Annotated in this window: 17 protein-coding genes and 1 pseudogene; 8 read left to right on the top strand and 10 right to left on the bottom strand. The window is 68.6% G+C overall.

What is annotated here, in order from left to right; translation table 11 throughout:
• Positions 1-41: 41 nt before the first annotated feature.
• The 3 genes from ABEA43_RS19120 to ABEA43_RS19110 all read left to right on the top strand — a co-directional run bounded on the left by ABEA43_RS19120 (position 42) and on the right by ABEA43_RS19110 (position 3890).
• Positions 42-2381: a beta-glucosidase family protein gene (locus ABEA43_RS19120; RefSeq protein ID WP_345563491.1), complete on the top strand. Its 2340-nt coding sequence runs from the start codon at positions 42-44 to the stop codon at positions 2379-2381.
• Positions 2382-2445: 64 nt separating this feature from the next.
• Positions 2446-3126: a DUF4191 domain-containing protein gene (locus ABEA43_RS19115; protein WP_345563489.1), complete on the top strand. Its 681-nt coding sequence runs from the start codon at positions 2446-2448 to the stop codon at positions 3124-3126.
• Positions 3126-3890: a class I SAM-dependent methyltransferase gene (locus tag ABEA43_RS19110; protein WP_345563487.1), complete on the top strand. Its 765-nt coding sequence runs from the start codon at positions 3126-3128 to the stop codon at positions 3888-3890. Before ABEA43_RS19115 ends, ABEA43_RS19110 begins: the two co-directional genes overlap by 1 nt.
• Here ABEA43_RS19110 and ABEA43_RS19105 read toward each other — a convergent pair.
• The 3 genes from ABEA43_RS19105 to ABEA43_RS19095 form a co-directional block, all read right to left on the bottom strand.
• The gene (locus ABEA43_RS19105; RefSeq protein WP_345563486.1) at positions 3871-4809 is read right to left on the bottom strand and encodes a glycoside hydrolase family 113 protein; all 939 of its coding nucleotides are present in this window, start codon (positions 4807-4809) and stop codon (positions 3871-3873) included. The genes ABEA43_RS19110 and ABEA43_RS19105 overlap by 20 nt on opposite strands.
• Positions 4806-5426 carry a TetR/AcrR family transcriptional regulator gene (locus ABEA43_RS19100; protein WP_345563484.1) on the bottom strand — a complete coding sequence of 207 codons (621 nt, stop codon included), beginning with the start codon at positions 5424-5426 and terminating at the stop codon, positions 4806-4808. Before ABEA43_RS19100 ends, ABEA43_RS19105 begins: the two co-directional genes overlap by 4 nt.
• 61 nt (positions 5427-5487) lie before the next feature.
• Positions 5488-5949, bottom strand: coding sequence for an RDD family protein (locus ABEA43_RS19095; RefSeq protein WP_345563482.1), 462 nt, complete (start codon positions 5947-5949; stop codon positions 5488-5490).
• A gap of 77 nt (positions 5950-6026) precedes the next feature.
• On the opposite strand from ABEA43_RS19095, the gene ABEA43_RS19090 reads away from it, so the two are divergent.
• Positions 6027-7127: a hypothetical protein gene (locus ABEA43_RS19090; protein WP_345563480.1), complete on the top strand. Its 1101-nt coding sequence runs from the start codon at positions 6027-6029 to the stop codon at positions 7125-7127.
• 126 nt (positions 7128-7253) lie between these two features.
• Complete coding sequence (gene glnA, locus ABEA43_RS19085; RefSeq protein WP_345563478.1) at positions 7254-8678, top strand: type I glutamate--ammonia ligase; 1425 nt, start codon at positions 7254-7256, stop codon at positions 8676-8678.
• A 264-nt stretch (positions 8679-8942) separates the two neighbouring features.
• On the opposite strand, the gene ABEA43_RS19080 is transcribed toward glnA, so the two are convergent.
• Complete coding sequence (locus tag ABEA43_RS19080; RefSeq protein WP_345563476.1) at positions 8943-9329, bottom strand: hypothetical protein; 387 nt, start codon at positions 9327-9329, stop codon at positions 8943-8945.
• A gap of 438 nt (positions 9330-9767) precedes the next feature.
• On the opposite strand from ABEA43_RS19080, the gene ABEA43_RS19075 reads away from it, so the two are divergent.
• On the top strand, positions 9768-10781 hold the full coding sequence (locus ABEA43_RS19075) for a WD40 repeat domain-containing protein (RefSeq protein ID WP_345563475.1): 1014 nt from the start codon (positions 9768-9770) through the stop codon (positions 10779-10781).
• 167 nt (positions 10782-10948) lie between these two features.
• A complete protein-coding gene (locus ABEA43_RS19070; RefSeq protein ID WP_345563473.1) occupies positions 10949-11620 on the top strand; it encodes a hypothetical protein in 672 nt (223 codons plus the stop codon).
• Here ABEA43_RS19070 and ABEA43_RS19065 read toward each other — a convergent pair.
• Together ABEA43_RS19065 and ABEA43_RS19060 are read right to left on the bottom strand one after the other, a co-directional pair.
• Positions 11606-12496 carry an alpha/beta hydrolase gene (locus ABEA43_RS19065; RefSeq protein ID WP_345563471.1) on the bottom strand — a complete coding sequence of 297 codons (891 nt, stop codon included), beginning with the start codon at positions 12494-12496 and terminating at the stop codon, positions 11606-11608. The two genes, ABEA43_RS19070 and ABEA43_RS19065, sit on opposite strands and share 15 nt — an antisense overlap.
• A 2-nt stretch (positions 12497-12498) precedes the next feature.
• Positions 12499-12738, bottom strand: a complete 240-nt coding sequence (locus ABEA43_RS19060) for a GntR family transcriptional regulator (RefSeq protein ID WP_345563469.1) — start codon at positions 12736-12738, stop codon at positions 12499-12501.
• A 112-nt stretch (positions 12739-12850) separates the two neighbouring features.
• Between ABEA43_RS19060 and ABEA43_RS19055 the strand changes: the two genes are divergently transcribed.
• Complete coding sequence (locus ABEA43_RS19055; RefSeq protein ID WP_345563467.1) at positions 12851-13138, top strand: hypothetical protein; 288 nt, start codon at positions 12851-12853, stop codon at positions 13136-13138.
• Positions 13139-13142: 4 nt separating this feature from the next.
• Here the strand turns inward: ABEA43_RS19055 and ABEA43_RS19050 are convergent, their stop codons facing one another.
• The 4 genes and pseudogenes from ABEA43_RS19050 to ABEA43_RS19035 form a co-directional block, all read right to left on the bottom strand.
• A complete protein-coding gene (locus ABEA43_RS19050; protein ID WP_345563466.1) occupies positions 13143-13745 on the bottom strand; it encodes a hypothetical protein in 603 nt (200 codons plus the stop codon).
• Positions 13746-13911: 166 nt separating this feature from the next.
• Positions 13912-14136 (bottom strand): hypothetical protein, encoded by a 225-nt coding sequence (locus tag ABEA43_RS19045; RefSeq protein ID WP_345563465.1) that lies wholly within the window; start codon positions 14134-14136, stop codon positions 13912-13914.
• A gap of 49 nt (positions 14137-14185) precedes the next feature.
• Positions 14186-14353 (bottom strand): hypothetical protein, encoded by a 168-nt coding sequence (locus tag ABEA43_RS19040; protein WP_345563464.1) that lies wholly within the window; start codon positions 14351-14353, stop codon positions 14186-14188.
• A pseudogene (locus ABEA43_RS19035) lies at positions 14354-14431 on the bottom strand (AbrB/MazE/SpoVT family DNA-binding domain-containing protein); the annotation flags it as partial. It lies immediately after the preceding gene.
• Positions 14432-14454 lie beyond the last annotated feature (23 nt).

Here is a 14454-nt window from a genome sequence, read left to right as displayed (position 1 = left end):
CAAACCTATCGATCGCTCGGTTTTCTGTGAAGACTGTGGTCGTGGACTTCGACGAACTGCTCAGCAGGCTCGACCTCAGCACCAAGATCCGGCTGCTCACCGGCGCGGACATGTGGTCTCTCCCGCCGATTCCCGAGATCGGCCTCGACCGGCTCGTGATGAGCGACGGTCCCATCGGCGTACGCGGTGAGCAGTGGAGCTCCGCGGACCCCTCGATCGCCCTGCCCAGCCCGACGGCGCTGGCCGCGTCCTGGGACGTGGACCTGGTCAGGCGGGCGGGCCGGCTGCTCGCCCGGGAGGCCCGGCGCAAGGGCGTGCACGTCCTGCTCGCGCCCACGCTGAACCTGCACAGGTCCCCGCTCGGCGGGCGGCACTTCGAGTGCTTCTCGGAGGATCCGTACCTGACGGGGGAGATCGGCGCGGCCTACGTCGAGGGCGTCCAGGAGGGCGGCGTGGGCACCACGCCCAAGCACTACGTGGCCAACGACTTCGAGACCGACCGGTTCACCGCGAACGTCGTGGTGGACGACAGGACGCTGCGCGAGGTGTATCTGCGGCCGTTCGAGCGGGTGGTGCTGGGGGCGGGCGCGTGGGGCGTCATGACCGCCTACAACTCGGTGAACGGCACCACCATGACCGAGCACGCGGACCTGGTGAACGGGGTGCTGAAGGGCGAGTGGGGCTTCGACGGGTTCGTCGTGTCCGACTGGACGGCGGTGCGCTCCACCGAGGCCGCCGCGATGGGCGGGACCGACGTGGCGATGCCGGGACCGTCCGGGCCGTGGGGGGAGCGGCTGGAGGCGGCGGTGCGCGAGGGGCGCGTGCCGGAGTCGGTGGTGGACGACCGCGTCCGCCGCATCCTGCGGCTCGCCGAGCGGGTCGGCGCCCTGCGCGGTCCCGTGCCTGACGACGGCGCGCCCGTGGACGGGGTCGCGCTGGCGCGTGAAGTGGCCGAGCGCGGGTTCACCCTGCTCACGAACGACGGCCTGCTGCCCCTGCGGGACGTCCGCACCCTGGCCGTGATCGGCTCGGCCGCCGGCGAGGCGCGCGTCATGGGCGGCGGCAGCGCGCAGGTCTTCCCCGGCAGGATCGTCTCGCCGCTGGCCGGTCTCGCCGAGCGCGCCGAGGTCCGGTACGCCGTCGGCACCGATCCGCGCATCCGCCTGTCGCCGCTCGCCCGGCCCGCGACCGCCGTGTTCCTGGACGAGGCGGGCGGCGTGCTGGCCGAGCAGCCGCTGGCCACCGCCGAGGCGCGGTGGCTCGGCCGGTTGCCGCCCGGGGTGGACGGCGACCGGCTCAAGGCGGTGCGGCTGCGGACCTCGTACCCGGCTGAGGTCTCCGGCGACCACCAGCTCTCCGTCGCCGGGGTCGGCGCGTTCACCGTCACCGTGAACGGCACGGCCGTCTTCGACGAGACCGTCGAACTGGCGGGCGGCGACCCGGCCATGGCGTTCCTGTCGCCGCCCGAGCGGCGGGTGCGGGTGCCGATGACGGCCGGCGAGACGTACGAGCTGACCGTGACGCACCCGGCGGGGGCGTTCGGGGGGATGGCGTTCGTCTCCTTCACGCTCGGCCACGCCGTCCCCTCCCCCGGCGAGGAGGAGCTGATGGCCGAGGCCGTCCGCGTGGCGGGCGAGTGCGACGTGGCCGTGGTGGTGGTCGCGACCACGCCCGAGGTGGAGAGCGAGGGCTTCGACCGTACGGACCTCGCGCTGCCCGGACGGCAGGACGAGCTGGTACGCGCCGTCGCCGCCGCGAACCCGCGCACCGTCGTGGTGGTCAACGCGGGCTCCCCGGTCGAGATGCCGTGGACGGAGGAGGTGGCGGCGGTGCTGCTCACCTGGTTCCCCGGGCAGGAGGCGGGGACGGCGCTGGCCCGCGTGCTGTTCGGGGACGCCGAGCCGGGCGGGCGGCTGCCCACGACCTGGCCGCGCCGCCTGGAGGACGCGCCCGTGACGAACGTGACGCCCGTGGACGGCGTCGTCCCCTACGACGAGGGCGCCTTCATCGGCTACCGGGCGTGGGAGCGGTCGGGGCGGACGCCGGCGTTCTGGTTCGGGCACGGGCTGGGATACACGACCTGGTCGTACGACTCGATCGCGGCCGAGGGCACCAGCGTGACGGTCGCCGTGACCAACACCGGGCCGCGCCCGGGCCGCGAGGTCGTGCAGATCTACGTCTCCGACGACTCGGGCCGGTGGCTGGGCGGCTTCGACGTGGTCGAGGCCGATCCGGGAGAGACGGTGATCACCACCGTCTTCCTGCCCGAGCGGGCCTTCCAGACGTGGTCGGACGGATGGCGGACGGCCGAGGGCGAGTACACTCTCCAGGCGGCACACAGTGTGGCCGATCCGCGACTCTCGGTCACGGTGAAGATCTAGCCGCTACCAAAAAGAGCCGGGCACGTTTTCCATCCCGCACCAGTTGGTTTGTATCCTTCTGAGCATGGCAAAGTCCGAGGACCCAGAGAAGCCGGGGCGCATCAAGCAGCTCCGCATGATCGCGCAGATCATCAAGCAGGCCAACCCCAAGGGGTTGCCCATCGTCTTCCTTTCGGCGGTGGGCACGCTCGCTGTGGTCGTCGTGATCGGCCTGGTCACGGACTACCTGTGGTATTCGGTGTTCATCGGTGTCCTGGCGGCGTTCACGGTCGGCCTGGTGGTGTTCGGGCAGCTCGCGCAGAAGGCCCAATACTCCATCCTGCACGGCCAGACCGGCGCCGCCGCGGCCGTGCTGCAGGGCATGCGTGGCAACTGGCAGGTGACCCCGGCCATCGCGGTCAACCGTGACCAGGACCTGATCCACCTGGTGGTCGGCTATCCCGGCGTGGTGCTGGTGTCGGAGGGGCCGGGCAACCGGGTGGCGAAGATGCTCTCGGCCGAGAAGAAGCGGGTCGCGCGGGTGGTGCTGGGCGTCGAGATCTACGACATCCAGTGCGGCGACGGCGAGGGGCAGGTGCCGCTCGGCAAGCTGCAGCGGCACATCATGAAGCTGCCGCGCAACCTGAAGAAGCCCTCGGTCAACGAGGTCAAGGATCGCCTGCGCTCGCTGCCGAAGAACATGCCGATGCCCAAGGGCCCGATGCCCAAGGGCGCCCGCATGCCGCGCGGCCCCAAGATGCGCTAGTGATCTCCGTCTCCTCGCGGGCCAATCTCGGCTGGTGGGACGGCAACGCCGACGAGTACCAGGTCGAGCACGGCGAGTTCCTGCGTGACAGCGGGTTCGTGTGGTGCCCTGAAGGCGTGGACGAGGCCGACGCGCACCTCCTCGGCGAGGTGCGCGGCCGGCGCGTCCTGGAGATCGGCTGCGGCGCGGCGCAGTGCGCGCGGTGGCTGGTGACGCAGGGGGCGCAGGTGGCGGCGTTCGACATCTCGCACCGCCAGCTGCGCCACTCGCAGCGCATCGACCTGGAGACCGGCCTGCACGTCCCCGTGGCGCAGGCCGACGCCGAGGCGCTGCCGTTCGCGGACGGCTCCTTCGACCTGGCCTGCTCGGCGTTCGGGGCGCTGCCGTTCGTGGCCGATCCGGCGGCCGTGTTCCGCGAGGTGCGCAGGGTGCTCAGGCCGGGTGGCCGGTTCGTGTTCTCGGTGAGCCACCCCGTGCGGTGGGCCTTCCCCGACGATCCGGGGCCGCGCGGGCTGACCTCGGACCGGTCCTACTTCGACCGCTCCCCCTACGTGGAGAAGGACGAGGGCGGCGCGGTGACCTACGCCGAGCACCATCGCACGATGGCCGACTGGGTGAACCTGGTGGTGACCTCCGGGCTGAGCCTCACCGGGCTGCTGGAGCCCGAGTGGCCGGAGGGGCACGAGCGGGTGTGGGGCGGCTGGAGCCCGTTGCGCGGCCGTCACATCCCGGGCACGGCCATCTTCAGCTGCGCGAATATCTAGCGGCCATGGCGCGGAAGACCTCTCTGGCCTCCCACCGGGTGTCGTCGAGCATCGTGACCACGCCGTACGAGCCGATGCCGGCGTCGCCGAGGCGGTTGTAGGCGGCGAAGGTGAACCACAGGGCGGTGTCCACGCCCTCCTGCTCGAAGATGTCCATGAGCTCGGTGAAGTAGCGGACCTGCTCGCCCTCGTCGGGCACCGCGTCCTCGGGCACCACCCACGCCGAGCCGCCCCGGTCGCCCGCCCCCTTGTACGGGCAGGTGCCGAACTCGGTCACGGCCACCGGCTTGCCGTGCTTGAAGTGGGCGCGCAGCTCGTCGGTGAAGTCGTGGGCGTTGTAGGAGGCGCGGTAGGCGTCGATGCCGGCCACGTCGAACGGCGTCCAGTCGACCGGCTCCCACGGCCCGGAGGCGTAGCTCAGCCGGCCGCCGAACCGCGGGCGCACAGTCTCGGCCACCTCCGCCAGGTAACCGTTGAAGCGCGGCATGACCTGCATCAGGGTCGTCCACCAGGTCATGTCGCCGGTCGTCATCGCGTTGAGCCGGTCGCGGTAGCCCGCGCCCTCGATGAAGCCCTTGCCGAACGCGGTGAGCTCGCAGCCGGTGACCAGGACGATCTCGGCCCCGGCCCGGCGGACGGACTCGGCGCGCTCGGCCGCCTCGGCGAAGACGCCGAGCATCTCCTGCTGCGTGAGGTCCACGGGGAACGGCGTGAGCCAGATCTCCAGGCCCGCCGCGGCGGCCTGCTCGGCGGCCACGGTGAGCCGCTCCGGGTCCGCCCCCGAGATCCTGACGACCTGGCAGTGCAGGTCGCCGGCGATCACCCGCATGTCGCGGGCGACGGTGCCGGCGTCGAACGTCTTGCGGGAGTTGTCGTCGCCCGGCAGGAACCCCACGTCATAGTTGATCCCGTTTTTCATGATTTTTCCCCTTTTATCGATTTAAAGCCGTTTTCGAGGAGGTCGAAGGCCAGCTCGACGTCGGCCGCCAGGCGGCGGCCGGCCTCCTCCAGCGACTCCCCCGCGGAGAGCCGATGGAAGAACGACTCCTGCAGCGTGGTGACGGCGGCGGTGATCTGCGCGGCCATCAGGTGGGCGGTCAGATCGCCCTCCCGCCCATCCGCGAGGGCGGCGGCCAGCTGGTAGCGCTGGCCCATGTGCGCCCCGTACACCGCGCCCAGCAGGGACGGGCTCGACCCGATGACGCGGATCCTGACGAGCAGCGCCTCGACGTCCACCTCGCCCGCGCCCTGTCCGGCCGTCGCCAGGTAGTGCTCGCGCAACGCCTCGATCGGCGCGCGCCCCTCCGCGCGGCCGGCCACGACGACGGCGGCCATGTCCTCTTCGACCCCGTCGGTGACGAGGCACTCCTTGGTCGGGAAGTAGTTGAACAGCGTCACCTTGGCGACCCCGGCCGCCTCGGCGATCTCGTTGACGGTCACCGCGTCGTAGCCGCGTTCGTCGAACAGCCGCAGCGCCACCTCGGAGATCCGCCGCCGGGTCTGCTCCTTCTTCCGCTCCCTCAGTCCCGCCATCATGAGGACAGCGTAAACCATACCGAGTTCATTTTTGAACCCGGTATGGTTTTTTTAAGCGAGGTCACATCCGGACGACCACCGTGCTGGACACGCGGTCGTGCACGCCCCGATGGTCGCGGTCCCAGATCAGCGCGGGCACCGCGAGGCACAGCAGCACGGTGCGCACCAGCACGGGCAGCAGCCGCGGGTTGCCGCCGTCCATCGCGGCGACCCTGATCCCCGTCAGCCGGTGGCCGAACGTCTGGCCCATGAAACCGACCAGGATCAGGTACTGCAGGGCGAAGACGGCGACCGGCGCCCACGGCGACTCGGCCGGGTTCATCCTGAGCAGCAGCTGCACGACGACCCAGGTGCAGATCATCCAGTCGATGACCAGGGCCCCGATCCTGCGTCCCCATCCGGCGACCGACCCGCTGCCCTTCTCGGGCAGCCCCAGGCGCTCGCCCGGGTAGCCGAGGTCCACCCCGGCGGCGCGTACTCCGCCCAGCCAGGTCTGGGTCCAGCGAGGCTCGTTGCTGCTCATGCACTCCACGGTAGCCGCCCGATGGGCCGGTCCGGATTGTGACCCAACCGCGTCAAGAGGCGGCCATGATGTACGCCATGCCACACGGGGATGACCTTGATGCGCGGTTCAACGAGCTGGTCGCGCAGATCGACGCCGAGGAGCAGCGCAAGATGCGCACCTCGGCCGCGAAGGGGGCCAGACAGGCCCGGGCGGAGCGGCGTACCGGCAGGTTAGCCGGGGCCGATCGGGCGCGCGGCGCCGATCGATGGGACCGGCCGGGGGCGGCCGGTCCGCGCAGGATCGGGCGCGCCTGGCTCGCGATGGCCACGATCACGGCCGTGCTCGTCGCCGGGGGCGCCGTCGTCACCTTCCGCCCGGAGCTGCTCGCCCCGTCCGGCGTGGACCTGGACTCGTTCAGTACGGAGACTGGGCCCGCCCTGAACGAGGCCACCGTCGGGGAGCCTGGGGAGACCGGCGCGCCCGAGCCCGGGCAGGGCCAGGCGGCCGGGCCGTTCGACGGGTCGCCGGCGGCGGACTACGCGGAAGGCGCGGCCGGTTTCGTCATGCCCAAGGCCAAGGCGCTCGGCGGGCTGTCGAAGAAGGACGTGGCCAAGGGGCTGGAGCGGGCGCGCGACCTGCTGGCGGCGGCCCACCTCGATCGCAGGACGCTCATGGGCGGGAAGCCGGCGTCGTTCATGAAGCTGCTCCATCCTGACGAGCGCGCGCAGTTCCGCGCGCACCTCGACCGCAAGGGCGAGCGGAACACCCGGTCGTGGGTGGTGAGCTTCGCGTCGAAGACGACCGAGCTGGCCACCGACGTGATCAAGGTGCACGGCGCGTCGAAGCTGTCGGCGTACAAGAAGGACGGGCACACCGGCGCCGAGCTCACGACCAATTACCTGGTCGTCTACGCGGTCCACCCGCCGGGGGATCCCGGCCGCACGATCCGGCTGGTCAGGCACCACCAGGGCAGCGTGCTCATGTACCGCGACACGCGCGGCGCCGTCACATGGGTCGGGGAATGGGGCGGCAGCGTGACCCCGGCCGGGTGCGGGACCCGCCGCGAGGACGGATTCGTCCGCCCCCACTACCCCGGCTCGGCCCAGGACGGGGAGCGCCCGACCGGCACCCCCATCGACCCCTACGACCTCGACCAGCCACGACTCAAGAAATGTGCCGCCGCGAACAGGACGTGAGCGCCCTCGTGGGTGATCATGTGCCAGGCTGACCCTGCGTAACACGTGCGAAACAATCGAGACACCATACGGAAACGGCCACGCCCTAGCGTCGGAATGATGGCCAGTCCCCAGGGAGGTTCGAGAGTGTTCAACTCCGCCGACGACGTCCTGAAGTTCATCAGTGACGAAGGGGTGCAATTCGTCGATGTCAGGTTCACCGACCTGCCGGGGACGACGCACCACTTCACCTTCCCGGTAGAGAACTTCAGCGCGAGCGTCTTCACCGACGGACTCATGTTCGACGGCTCGTCCATTCGCGGTTTCCAGGCGATCCACGAGTCCGACATGCTCCTGTTGCCCGACCCGACCAGCGCCGTGGTGGACCCGTTCCGCCAGCACAAGACGCTCAACCTGAACTTCTTCGTGCACGACCCGCTGACGGGCGAGGCCTACAGCCGCGACCCGCGCAACGTCGCCCGCAAGGCGGAGGAGTTCCTCAAGGGCACCGGCATCGCCGACACGGTCTATTTCGGCCCGGAGGCCGAGTTCTACATCTTCGACGACGTTCGCTTCGAAACGAAGGAGAACGCCGGCTACTACTACATCGACTCCATCGAGGGCGCCTGGAACACCGGCAAGGCGACCGAGGGCGGCAACCTGGGCTACAAGCCGCGTTACAAGGGCGGCTACTTCCCGGTCCCGCCGATGGACCACTTCACCGACCTGCGCTCCGAGATGGTCCGCAACCTCATCGAGTGCGGCATCGACGTCGAGATGCAGCACCACGAGGTCGGCACGGCCGGTCAGGCGGAGATCGACTTCAAGTTCGGCACGCTGCTCAAGACCGCCGACCAGCTGATGCTCTACAAGTACGTCATCAAGAGCACGGCGCTCGAATACGGCCACACGGTCACGTTCATGCCCAAGCCGATCTTCGGTGACAACGGCTCCGGCATGCACTGCCACCAGTCGCTCTGGAAGGACGGCTCGCCGCTCTTCTACGACGAGGTCGGCTACGCGGGCCTGTCCGACACGGCCCGCTACTACATCGGCGGCCTGCTCAAGCACGCCCCGTCGCTGCTGGCCTTCACCAACCCGACGGTCAACTCATACCACCGCCTGGTCCCCGGCTACGAAGCCCCGGTCAACCTGGTCTACTCCCAGCGCAACCGCTCGGCGTGCGTCCGCATCCCGATCACGGGCTCCAACCCGAAGGCCAAGCGCATCGAGTTCCGCGTGCCGGACCCGTCGTGCAACCCGTACTTCGCGTTCGCCGCGATGCTGATGGCCGGCATCGACGGCATCCGCAACAAGATCGAGCCGCCGGAGCCGGTCGACAAGGACCTCTACGAGCTCCCGCCGGAGGAGGCCCGGAACATCCCGCAGGTGCCCGGCTCGCTCACCGACGTGCTCAACGCGCTGGAGGAGGACCACGACTACCTCCTCGAGGGCGGCGTGTTCACGCCTGACCTGATCGAGACGTGGGTGGCGTACAAGCGCGAGAACGAGGTCGACCCGATCCGGCTGCGCCCGCACCCGCACGAGTTCGAGCTCTACTACGACGTGTGACGAAGCGGTTTCAGCGGCAGCAGAACGGCCCGGCACCCTGATCGGTGTCGGGCCGTCCTTCGCAGGTGAGACTGATAATTGCGGTGCGCGATTATCAGCTCACCACCGCTCGATGCCCGGGTCGGCCAGCCCCTCCACCTGCTGCGCCGCCTCGTCAGCCCGCAGCGGGTCAGCATCGCCCACCGGCACCTGCCATTTACTTCTCCCGGGGAAGCCGCAACCCAGTCGGGGCAGTGGCGGTAGCCAGCCTCTTGGCGCAAACGTTCAGCGCCGCAGGCACAACCCACGCTCTCCGCGTGGCCTCATCGCGAGCCTTGTCTGCAGGTCGGTCATCGCTCGCCGCGAGGCGTGTGGACCGGCCAGGTATCGCATGCCGCCGGTCCCGCACAGGTAGGTCGTCGCGCCAGTCAACCATGCAAGGTCAGCCAGCCGCTGTGACCGTTCCCCGCGAGTCGCACCGGAGAAGACGAGCAGCGAGAACCAGCCCGCGTGGTAGAACTCTGCGGCCGCGCGTGCCACGCCGAGATCATGACTGCCCAAGCCGATGGCCACATGGCACCGGCGCAGGTCGTGGTGCATCTGGTGGTAGTCCCAGATGGTGCGGGCGTGCTGCCACTGCTCGTCGGTGATGACCTGCTGCTTGACGCTCACTCGGCTGCTCCCTGATCGCCCTGGCAGAGGAGGACGGGACGGCGCCAACGTCACGGCGCCCGAACTGAACGACACCCGCAACCCCGGCCTCACCGCGCATCTGAAGAAGATCTAGGCTCGCTCCCCTCCGCAACACCAGCGAAGCGACCACGGCACCATGCAGACCGGCATAACACCGCAAATACGAAGTAGCCCGGCAGGGCGTATTCGAGGGGCTGTCGCAACACGGTGATCGCTTACCGGCGGTGGCCGCATAGCGAGCCGAATGGGTTTCCGTATTCCCCGAGTTGCGGGGATGCGGGGACCCATAGCCGGAAGCCTGCCACATCCCACTCTCGGCGGCGTCGTCCTGTCACCGCGAGTGACGGCGTCCTCGGGCCGTCAGGAGATCAATCCGTTTTGGAGCGCTTGTAGGCCGTTTCCCCTACGGTGTCGATCATGGCAGCCTTCTCCGTCATCCGATCCGCCATGATCCCCTCGGCCGGCCCGATCGAGGACTTCGACATCGTCAGGCTGGACGGACGTCCGCTCCTCGTCTGTGTCGACAACGTCAGCAGCGTGTTCCTGTGGGACCCGTCCGAGGATCGGTGGAGCAAGCACCGGCTGGACATGCCGTTTCACAAGGACAGCGATTTGCGCTTCACCGAAGTGCTCGCGATCGGAGCCGTCGTCCACAATGGCCGGATCGTGATCGGCGGGGGAGCGAGCCATCAGCCGTTTGCGCAGTGGGACCTCGAGAGCGGCGCGGTGCGGGTCTTCGCGGATGAGTCGCATGCCGGCCTCGGAAAGTCGCTGGGGATGGAGCTGGACGGACGCCCCATGCTCGTCGGCGGCGACAGCAGCACGAGCCCCCGCGTGCGCGTGTACGACGTCGAGCGGCGCGAGCTACACGCGGAGCTGTGCGAACATCATTTCGACGGTCTTGGCGGCCTGACGTCGGGGATGCTGAAGGACCAGCCGGTGCTGGTGTCGGGCAGTTGGGACGGCAGCGCCGTGGTGTGGGACCCGCTCGAAGGGCGGAGCCTCGTCGAGTTCGGCTGCTACGTCGGCGGCTTGCAGGGGATCGGGCTCGTGCCGGTCGACGGACAGCCCCGTGTGGTGGCGGCCAGCCGCGATGAGGTCGTGCTCGGCGACCCCGAGACGGGCGAATGGGGCGAGCCGCTCGCCTGGCCGGACGACATCACCGAGCTGATCGAGGAGGACGAGTTCGACGACTTCATCACCTGCATGGACGCAGGGCTCGTGGACGGACGTCCGGTTGCGGTGACCGGCACCGGAAAGGGACGGCTCTACGTGTGGGACCTGGAGAAGGGCAGCGTGCTCGGCGAGCCGCTCGCCGGGCACGATGACGAGGTGTCCGCCGTCCGCCTCACCGAGCTCGACGGCCGGACAGCCGTGATCACGGCGGGGCGGGACGGGCGCCTCCTCATGTGGAGCCACGATTATGCCTGAGGACGTGACGGCATCGTACGCGGCCGACGGTGCGCGATGACGCGTCGCCCTGCCGCATGTAGGTCCGCCATCTTGCAGTGGGATATGGAGGCTGATCACGCGCTCAGACCGGCGCTTCGCAGTATATTCTCTACTGTAATACCAGGCTTATACTTATCTGGGCCTTCGTGACGATCTGCGACCTTTGGCATCCCGAATGCCCTCCAGGAAGGTTGTGTGAGTTGCAGAATTTCTTTGCACAACTCCCCGCACTCATCGGTGTCCTATTAGGCGCGATCGGAACGTACAGCGTTACCGCACTCACCGAACGCAAGAGGTGGAAACGGCAGATTGCCACACGGTGGGACGAACGTCGTGTGATCGCCTACATGGAATATGCACATGCCATCAAGAAGACCATCTCGATCTGCGTCAAGCTGGCCTCCCAGCGAGGTGTGGGCGTCGAGCTGAACTTCTTGGCCCCGGAATACTCCGATGCGGACCTGGCGGCGGCCGAGGAGGACCGGACCGTGAGCTGGGAGGCCGTGCTGCTTTTCGGCAGCGACGAAGCCATCATGGCGGGAAGAAAGTGGCACGAGTCCGTTTTTCTTTTGGAATCGATCGCCATCGGAAAAGCGGCGGATCTACCTTGGGATCTTGCCATAAAGGCGACGAGTCGTGCGCGCGGCGAATTCTATAGAGTTGTCAAGCGTGAGATCGGCATGAAGGAGACAGGGGTGCCCGGCACCTACGATTGGCAGCTCAACACTTTTCTGGGCAGGCTTCCGGCCCCTGAAGCCACCGAAATCCTTCCCGGGCATGAAGCCCGGTCCAAGCTGGACCATTCAGGTAACGCGTAGCTTGTCGAGAATCGCGGCCACCTCCGCCGCCCTGAACAGGAACCCGACGTGTGACGTGTCCAGGGTGTGAACGTCGTAGGGGTTGCCGGGAGTCAGCGCATCCGCTTCGGCGATCAGCCGGTCCTGCATGGCGATGGGCAGCGACAGGTCGCGGGTGAGGCGGATGTAGGTGCGGGCGATCGTGCCCCAGGTGCCGGCATGGACGCGGGCATCGGACGTCATCACCGCAATGGACTCGTCCGGCTGCAGGATGTTGAGAAAGGCGCGGAACTGCTGGTCGGTGGCATCCGCCATGATCGCCGCCTTCAGACCGGCGAGCAGGGCCGGGTCGGCGGTGCGGTAGTTGGCCCGGCCGGCGCCGAGTCGAGCCGGGTCTCCGACGTTCAACGCGGCGAGGGGCGCCAGCAGGTTGGCACCGAACTCGGGCGTCTGCATGTACTCGATGGGGTTGGCCAGCTCCACGCAGGACCACGCGGAGATGTACACCAGCCGATCGACCAGGTCGGGCACGGTGTTGCCCACCCCGCTGATGGTCGTCCCTCCGAGGCTGGCCCCCACCAGCACCACCGGCCCGTGCCCGGCCACGCGGCGGACGACGTCAACGACCATGTCGACGTTGTCCTGAAGGCTGACCCCGGCCAACGTCGACGGCTCGTCCGCCCACGCGGCGAGGTCTTGCGGGGCCTGGTAGGCGACCGGGTACTGCGCGTCGAGGCCATGCCCCGGCAGGTCGACGGCGAAGCTGCGGTGGCCGAGCAACGCGAGTTCGCGCTGGACGGGGGCCCACATGAACGAGCTGGAGCCTGAACCGTGGACCAGTACGAAGGTGGGGGCGACAGCGGACGCCGGTCGAGGGCCGGTTGAGGTAGATGACACGTCTACTCACCTTCCGGCGGTGAGACGAACGACCCCATCTGCGGCACCGTGTAGATCAGCCCCTCGTCCCGCAGCGCGGCCACGACCTTCCTGGCCGTCCCCCGCGCGATGCCGAACTCCCCGACGAGTTGCGTCTCGCTGGGGATAGGCTGACGCGGCCGGTAGGTGCCGTTGCCGATGCGCGCACGCAGGATGTCGGCGACCTGCTTCCAGACGGGACGGTCCGCGGCGAACTCGATCATAGCTCGACCGTAAGCGAGCATACTCAAGGCTTCATGTTCGAGTACGAGTATGTACGAGCATGGACGAGCAGGCTAGAGTCAGGGCTCTCAGGAGTTCAGGAGGGCCGACACTGTGGACATCTATCCCGACTTCCATGGCCCGCACGCCGACGGGCACCAGCCGGACGCCGAGGCGATCGCGTGGCAGCATCCCGCGCCGAGGTCTCACAGCGTGCGCATCGTCCGGCGCACGTGCGACTGCCGCGAAGAGATCTACGAGTTCTGCGCCGGAGGCGGGCTCGCCTGGATCCGGACCACCGACCGATCCCCCTCGGCCCCCGTCGTCCGCGAAAGCCACCCCAGCCCGTACGGCGACGCGCTGGAACTGTGGCGGAAGATCATGAACGGTGCGGCCCGATAGCCGGTCACGGGTGGTACTGCTGAGAGAGCGTCGTGATCTCCGTGCCGTCCGAGGGGTCGGCGGAGGCGGTCTTGAAGGAGCGGAAATGCGGATCGAGACCGCCACGTTCCAGGCTCAGCTCGGGCGTGGCGCGCAGCAGCTCGACGAACGCCCCGACGCCGTAGTGTGCGGGCACGGGGCCGTTGCTCATGTCCATGAGGATGACCGTGGCGCGCCGGGCCAGCCGGTAGGTCTTGGCGGGGCCGGCGGCGGGCTCGTAGTAGCCGTCGTTGGCGACCCTGGGGCCGCAGACCAGGATGGACGGTCTGGCCTTCAGCACCACGCGATCGCCGTCGACGCTGACGCCGCTGATGGTCAGCACGTCGGAGACGGGTACGCGGTGTTCGCCGCGACGATCGCAGACCTTGGGACGCGGACGGGCCTTTAGACCAGTGGTCGCCGTCGGCTTGGGAAGGCCGGCCGGAGGCGAGTCGGACGACGCCCCCGAGACGGGCTGCCGCGGTGCGACGGTCTGGGTGACGGCAGCCTGCGTCCCGGCGGTCTGGGCCGAACAACCGGCCACCGCCAGCACAGCAGCCGACAGCGCGATCACGCGTAGTGAGCTCATGGTGGACCCCGGATCCCAGCGATGTTGATCGTTGGGAGTACGACGACGCATCCCGCGAGAAAGTTCGCGCGACACTCCCGTACGCCCGTCGCCGATCACTTTTCGGCCGCGACAAGACTTCCGACAGCCACCTCGCCGGCCTTCAGCTCCACAGCCCCTGGCGGTCCTAAGGACCTGGCGGCGGAGTGAAGATGTCGTGAGTGCCGATCCTGCGCCAGACGATGTGCACTTCACCGGGGACCCGCTCAGCGCCGTAGCTGAAAGTGGCACGGCCGTCAGGCGCCCAGGTCATCTCGAATACTCCCGGATAGGCGGTTACGCCCTTCACCCGGAGCCCGCCACGAAATGGCCCGTCGGCGAGAATGTCGGGAACGAACGCTTCGGTGATCACCTTACGAAATCTCGCCGCTCAAACCGGTCGGCCGTGTCGAACATTGGCATCAGTCGTCGGTCGACTCAAGGTGAGTGAACATGTCTTCGGCAGAGCGATGGAACGTGGAGCGACCGGAGGCGATGTCGGCTGCGGCCTGCCCTTCACCCGCCTGCCATTCAGCAGTCCAAAACCATGCCTGGTCAGCCGGAATCGACACGAAGCCACGAACGGTCACACTGCCATCATCATGCATGGCGAACTCGATCTCGTCCCCTTCACCGATATGCAGCGCCTGCCGGATCTCTTCAGGGATGGTGAGCTGTGCCGTAGGCCGGC

Source organism: Nonomuraea rosea, from assembly GCF_039539705.1.
Classification (GTDB): domain Bacteria; phylum Actinomycetota; class Actinomycetes; order Streptosporangiales; family Streptosporangiaceae; genus Nonomuraea; species Nonomuraea rosea.
Note: the sequence above shows the minus strand (reverse complement) of the source record. Positions and strands in the feature narration are given on the sequence as shown.

Excerpts from the sequence above, each read along its gene's own strand:
- ABEA43_RS19115 (WP_345563489.1), top strand. The coding sequence starts at position 2,446 with ATGGCAAAGTCCGAGGACCCAGAGAAGCCGGGGCGCATCAAGCAGCTC.
- ABEA43_RS19105 (WP_345563486.1), bottom strand. The coding sequence starts at position 4,809 with ATGAAAAACGGGATCAACTATGACGTGGGGTTCCTGCCGGGCGACGAC.
- ABEA43_RS19100 (WP_345563484.1), bottom strand. The coding sequence starts at position 5,426 with ATGATGGCGGGACTGAGGGAGCGGAAGAAGGAGCAGACCCGGCGGCGG.
- ABEA43_RS19095 (WP_345563482.1), bottom strand. The coding sequence starts at position 5,949 with ATGAGCAGCAACGAGCCTCGCTGGACCCAGACCTGGCTGGGCGGAGTA.
- ABEA43_RS19090 (WP_345563480.1), top strand. The coding sequence starts at position 6,027 with ATGCCACACGGGGATGACCTTGATGCGCGGTTCAACGAGCTGGTCGCG.
- ABEA43_RS19075 (WP_345563475.1), top strand. The coding sequence starts at position 9,768 with ATGGCAGCCTTCTCCGTCATCCGATCCGCCATGATCCCCTCGGCCGGC.
- ABEA43_RS19060 (WP_345563469.1), bottom strand. The coding sequence starts at position 12,738 with ATGATCGAGTTCGCCGCGGACCGTCCCGTCTGGAAGCAGGTCGCCGAC.
- ABEA43_RS19050 (WP_345563466.1), bottom strand. The coding sequence starts at position 13,745 with ATGAGCTCACTACGCGTGATCGCGCTGTCGGCTGCTGTGCTGGCGGTG.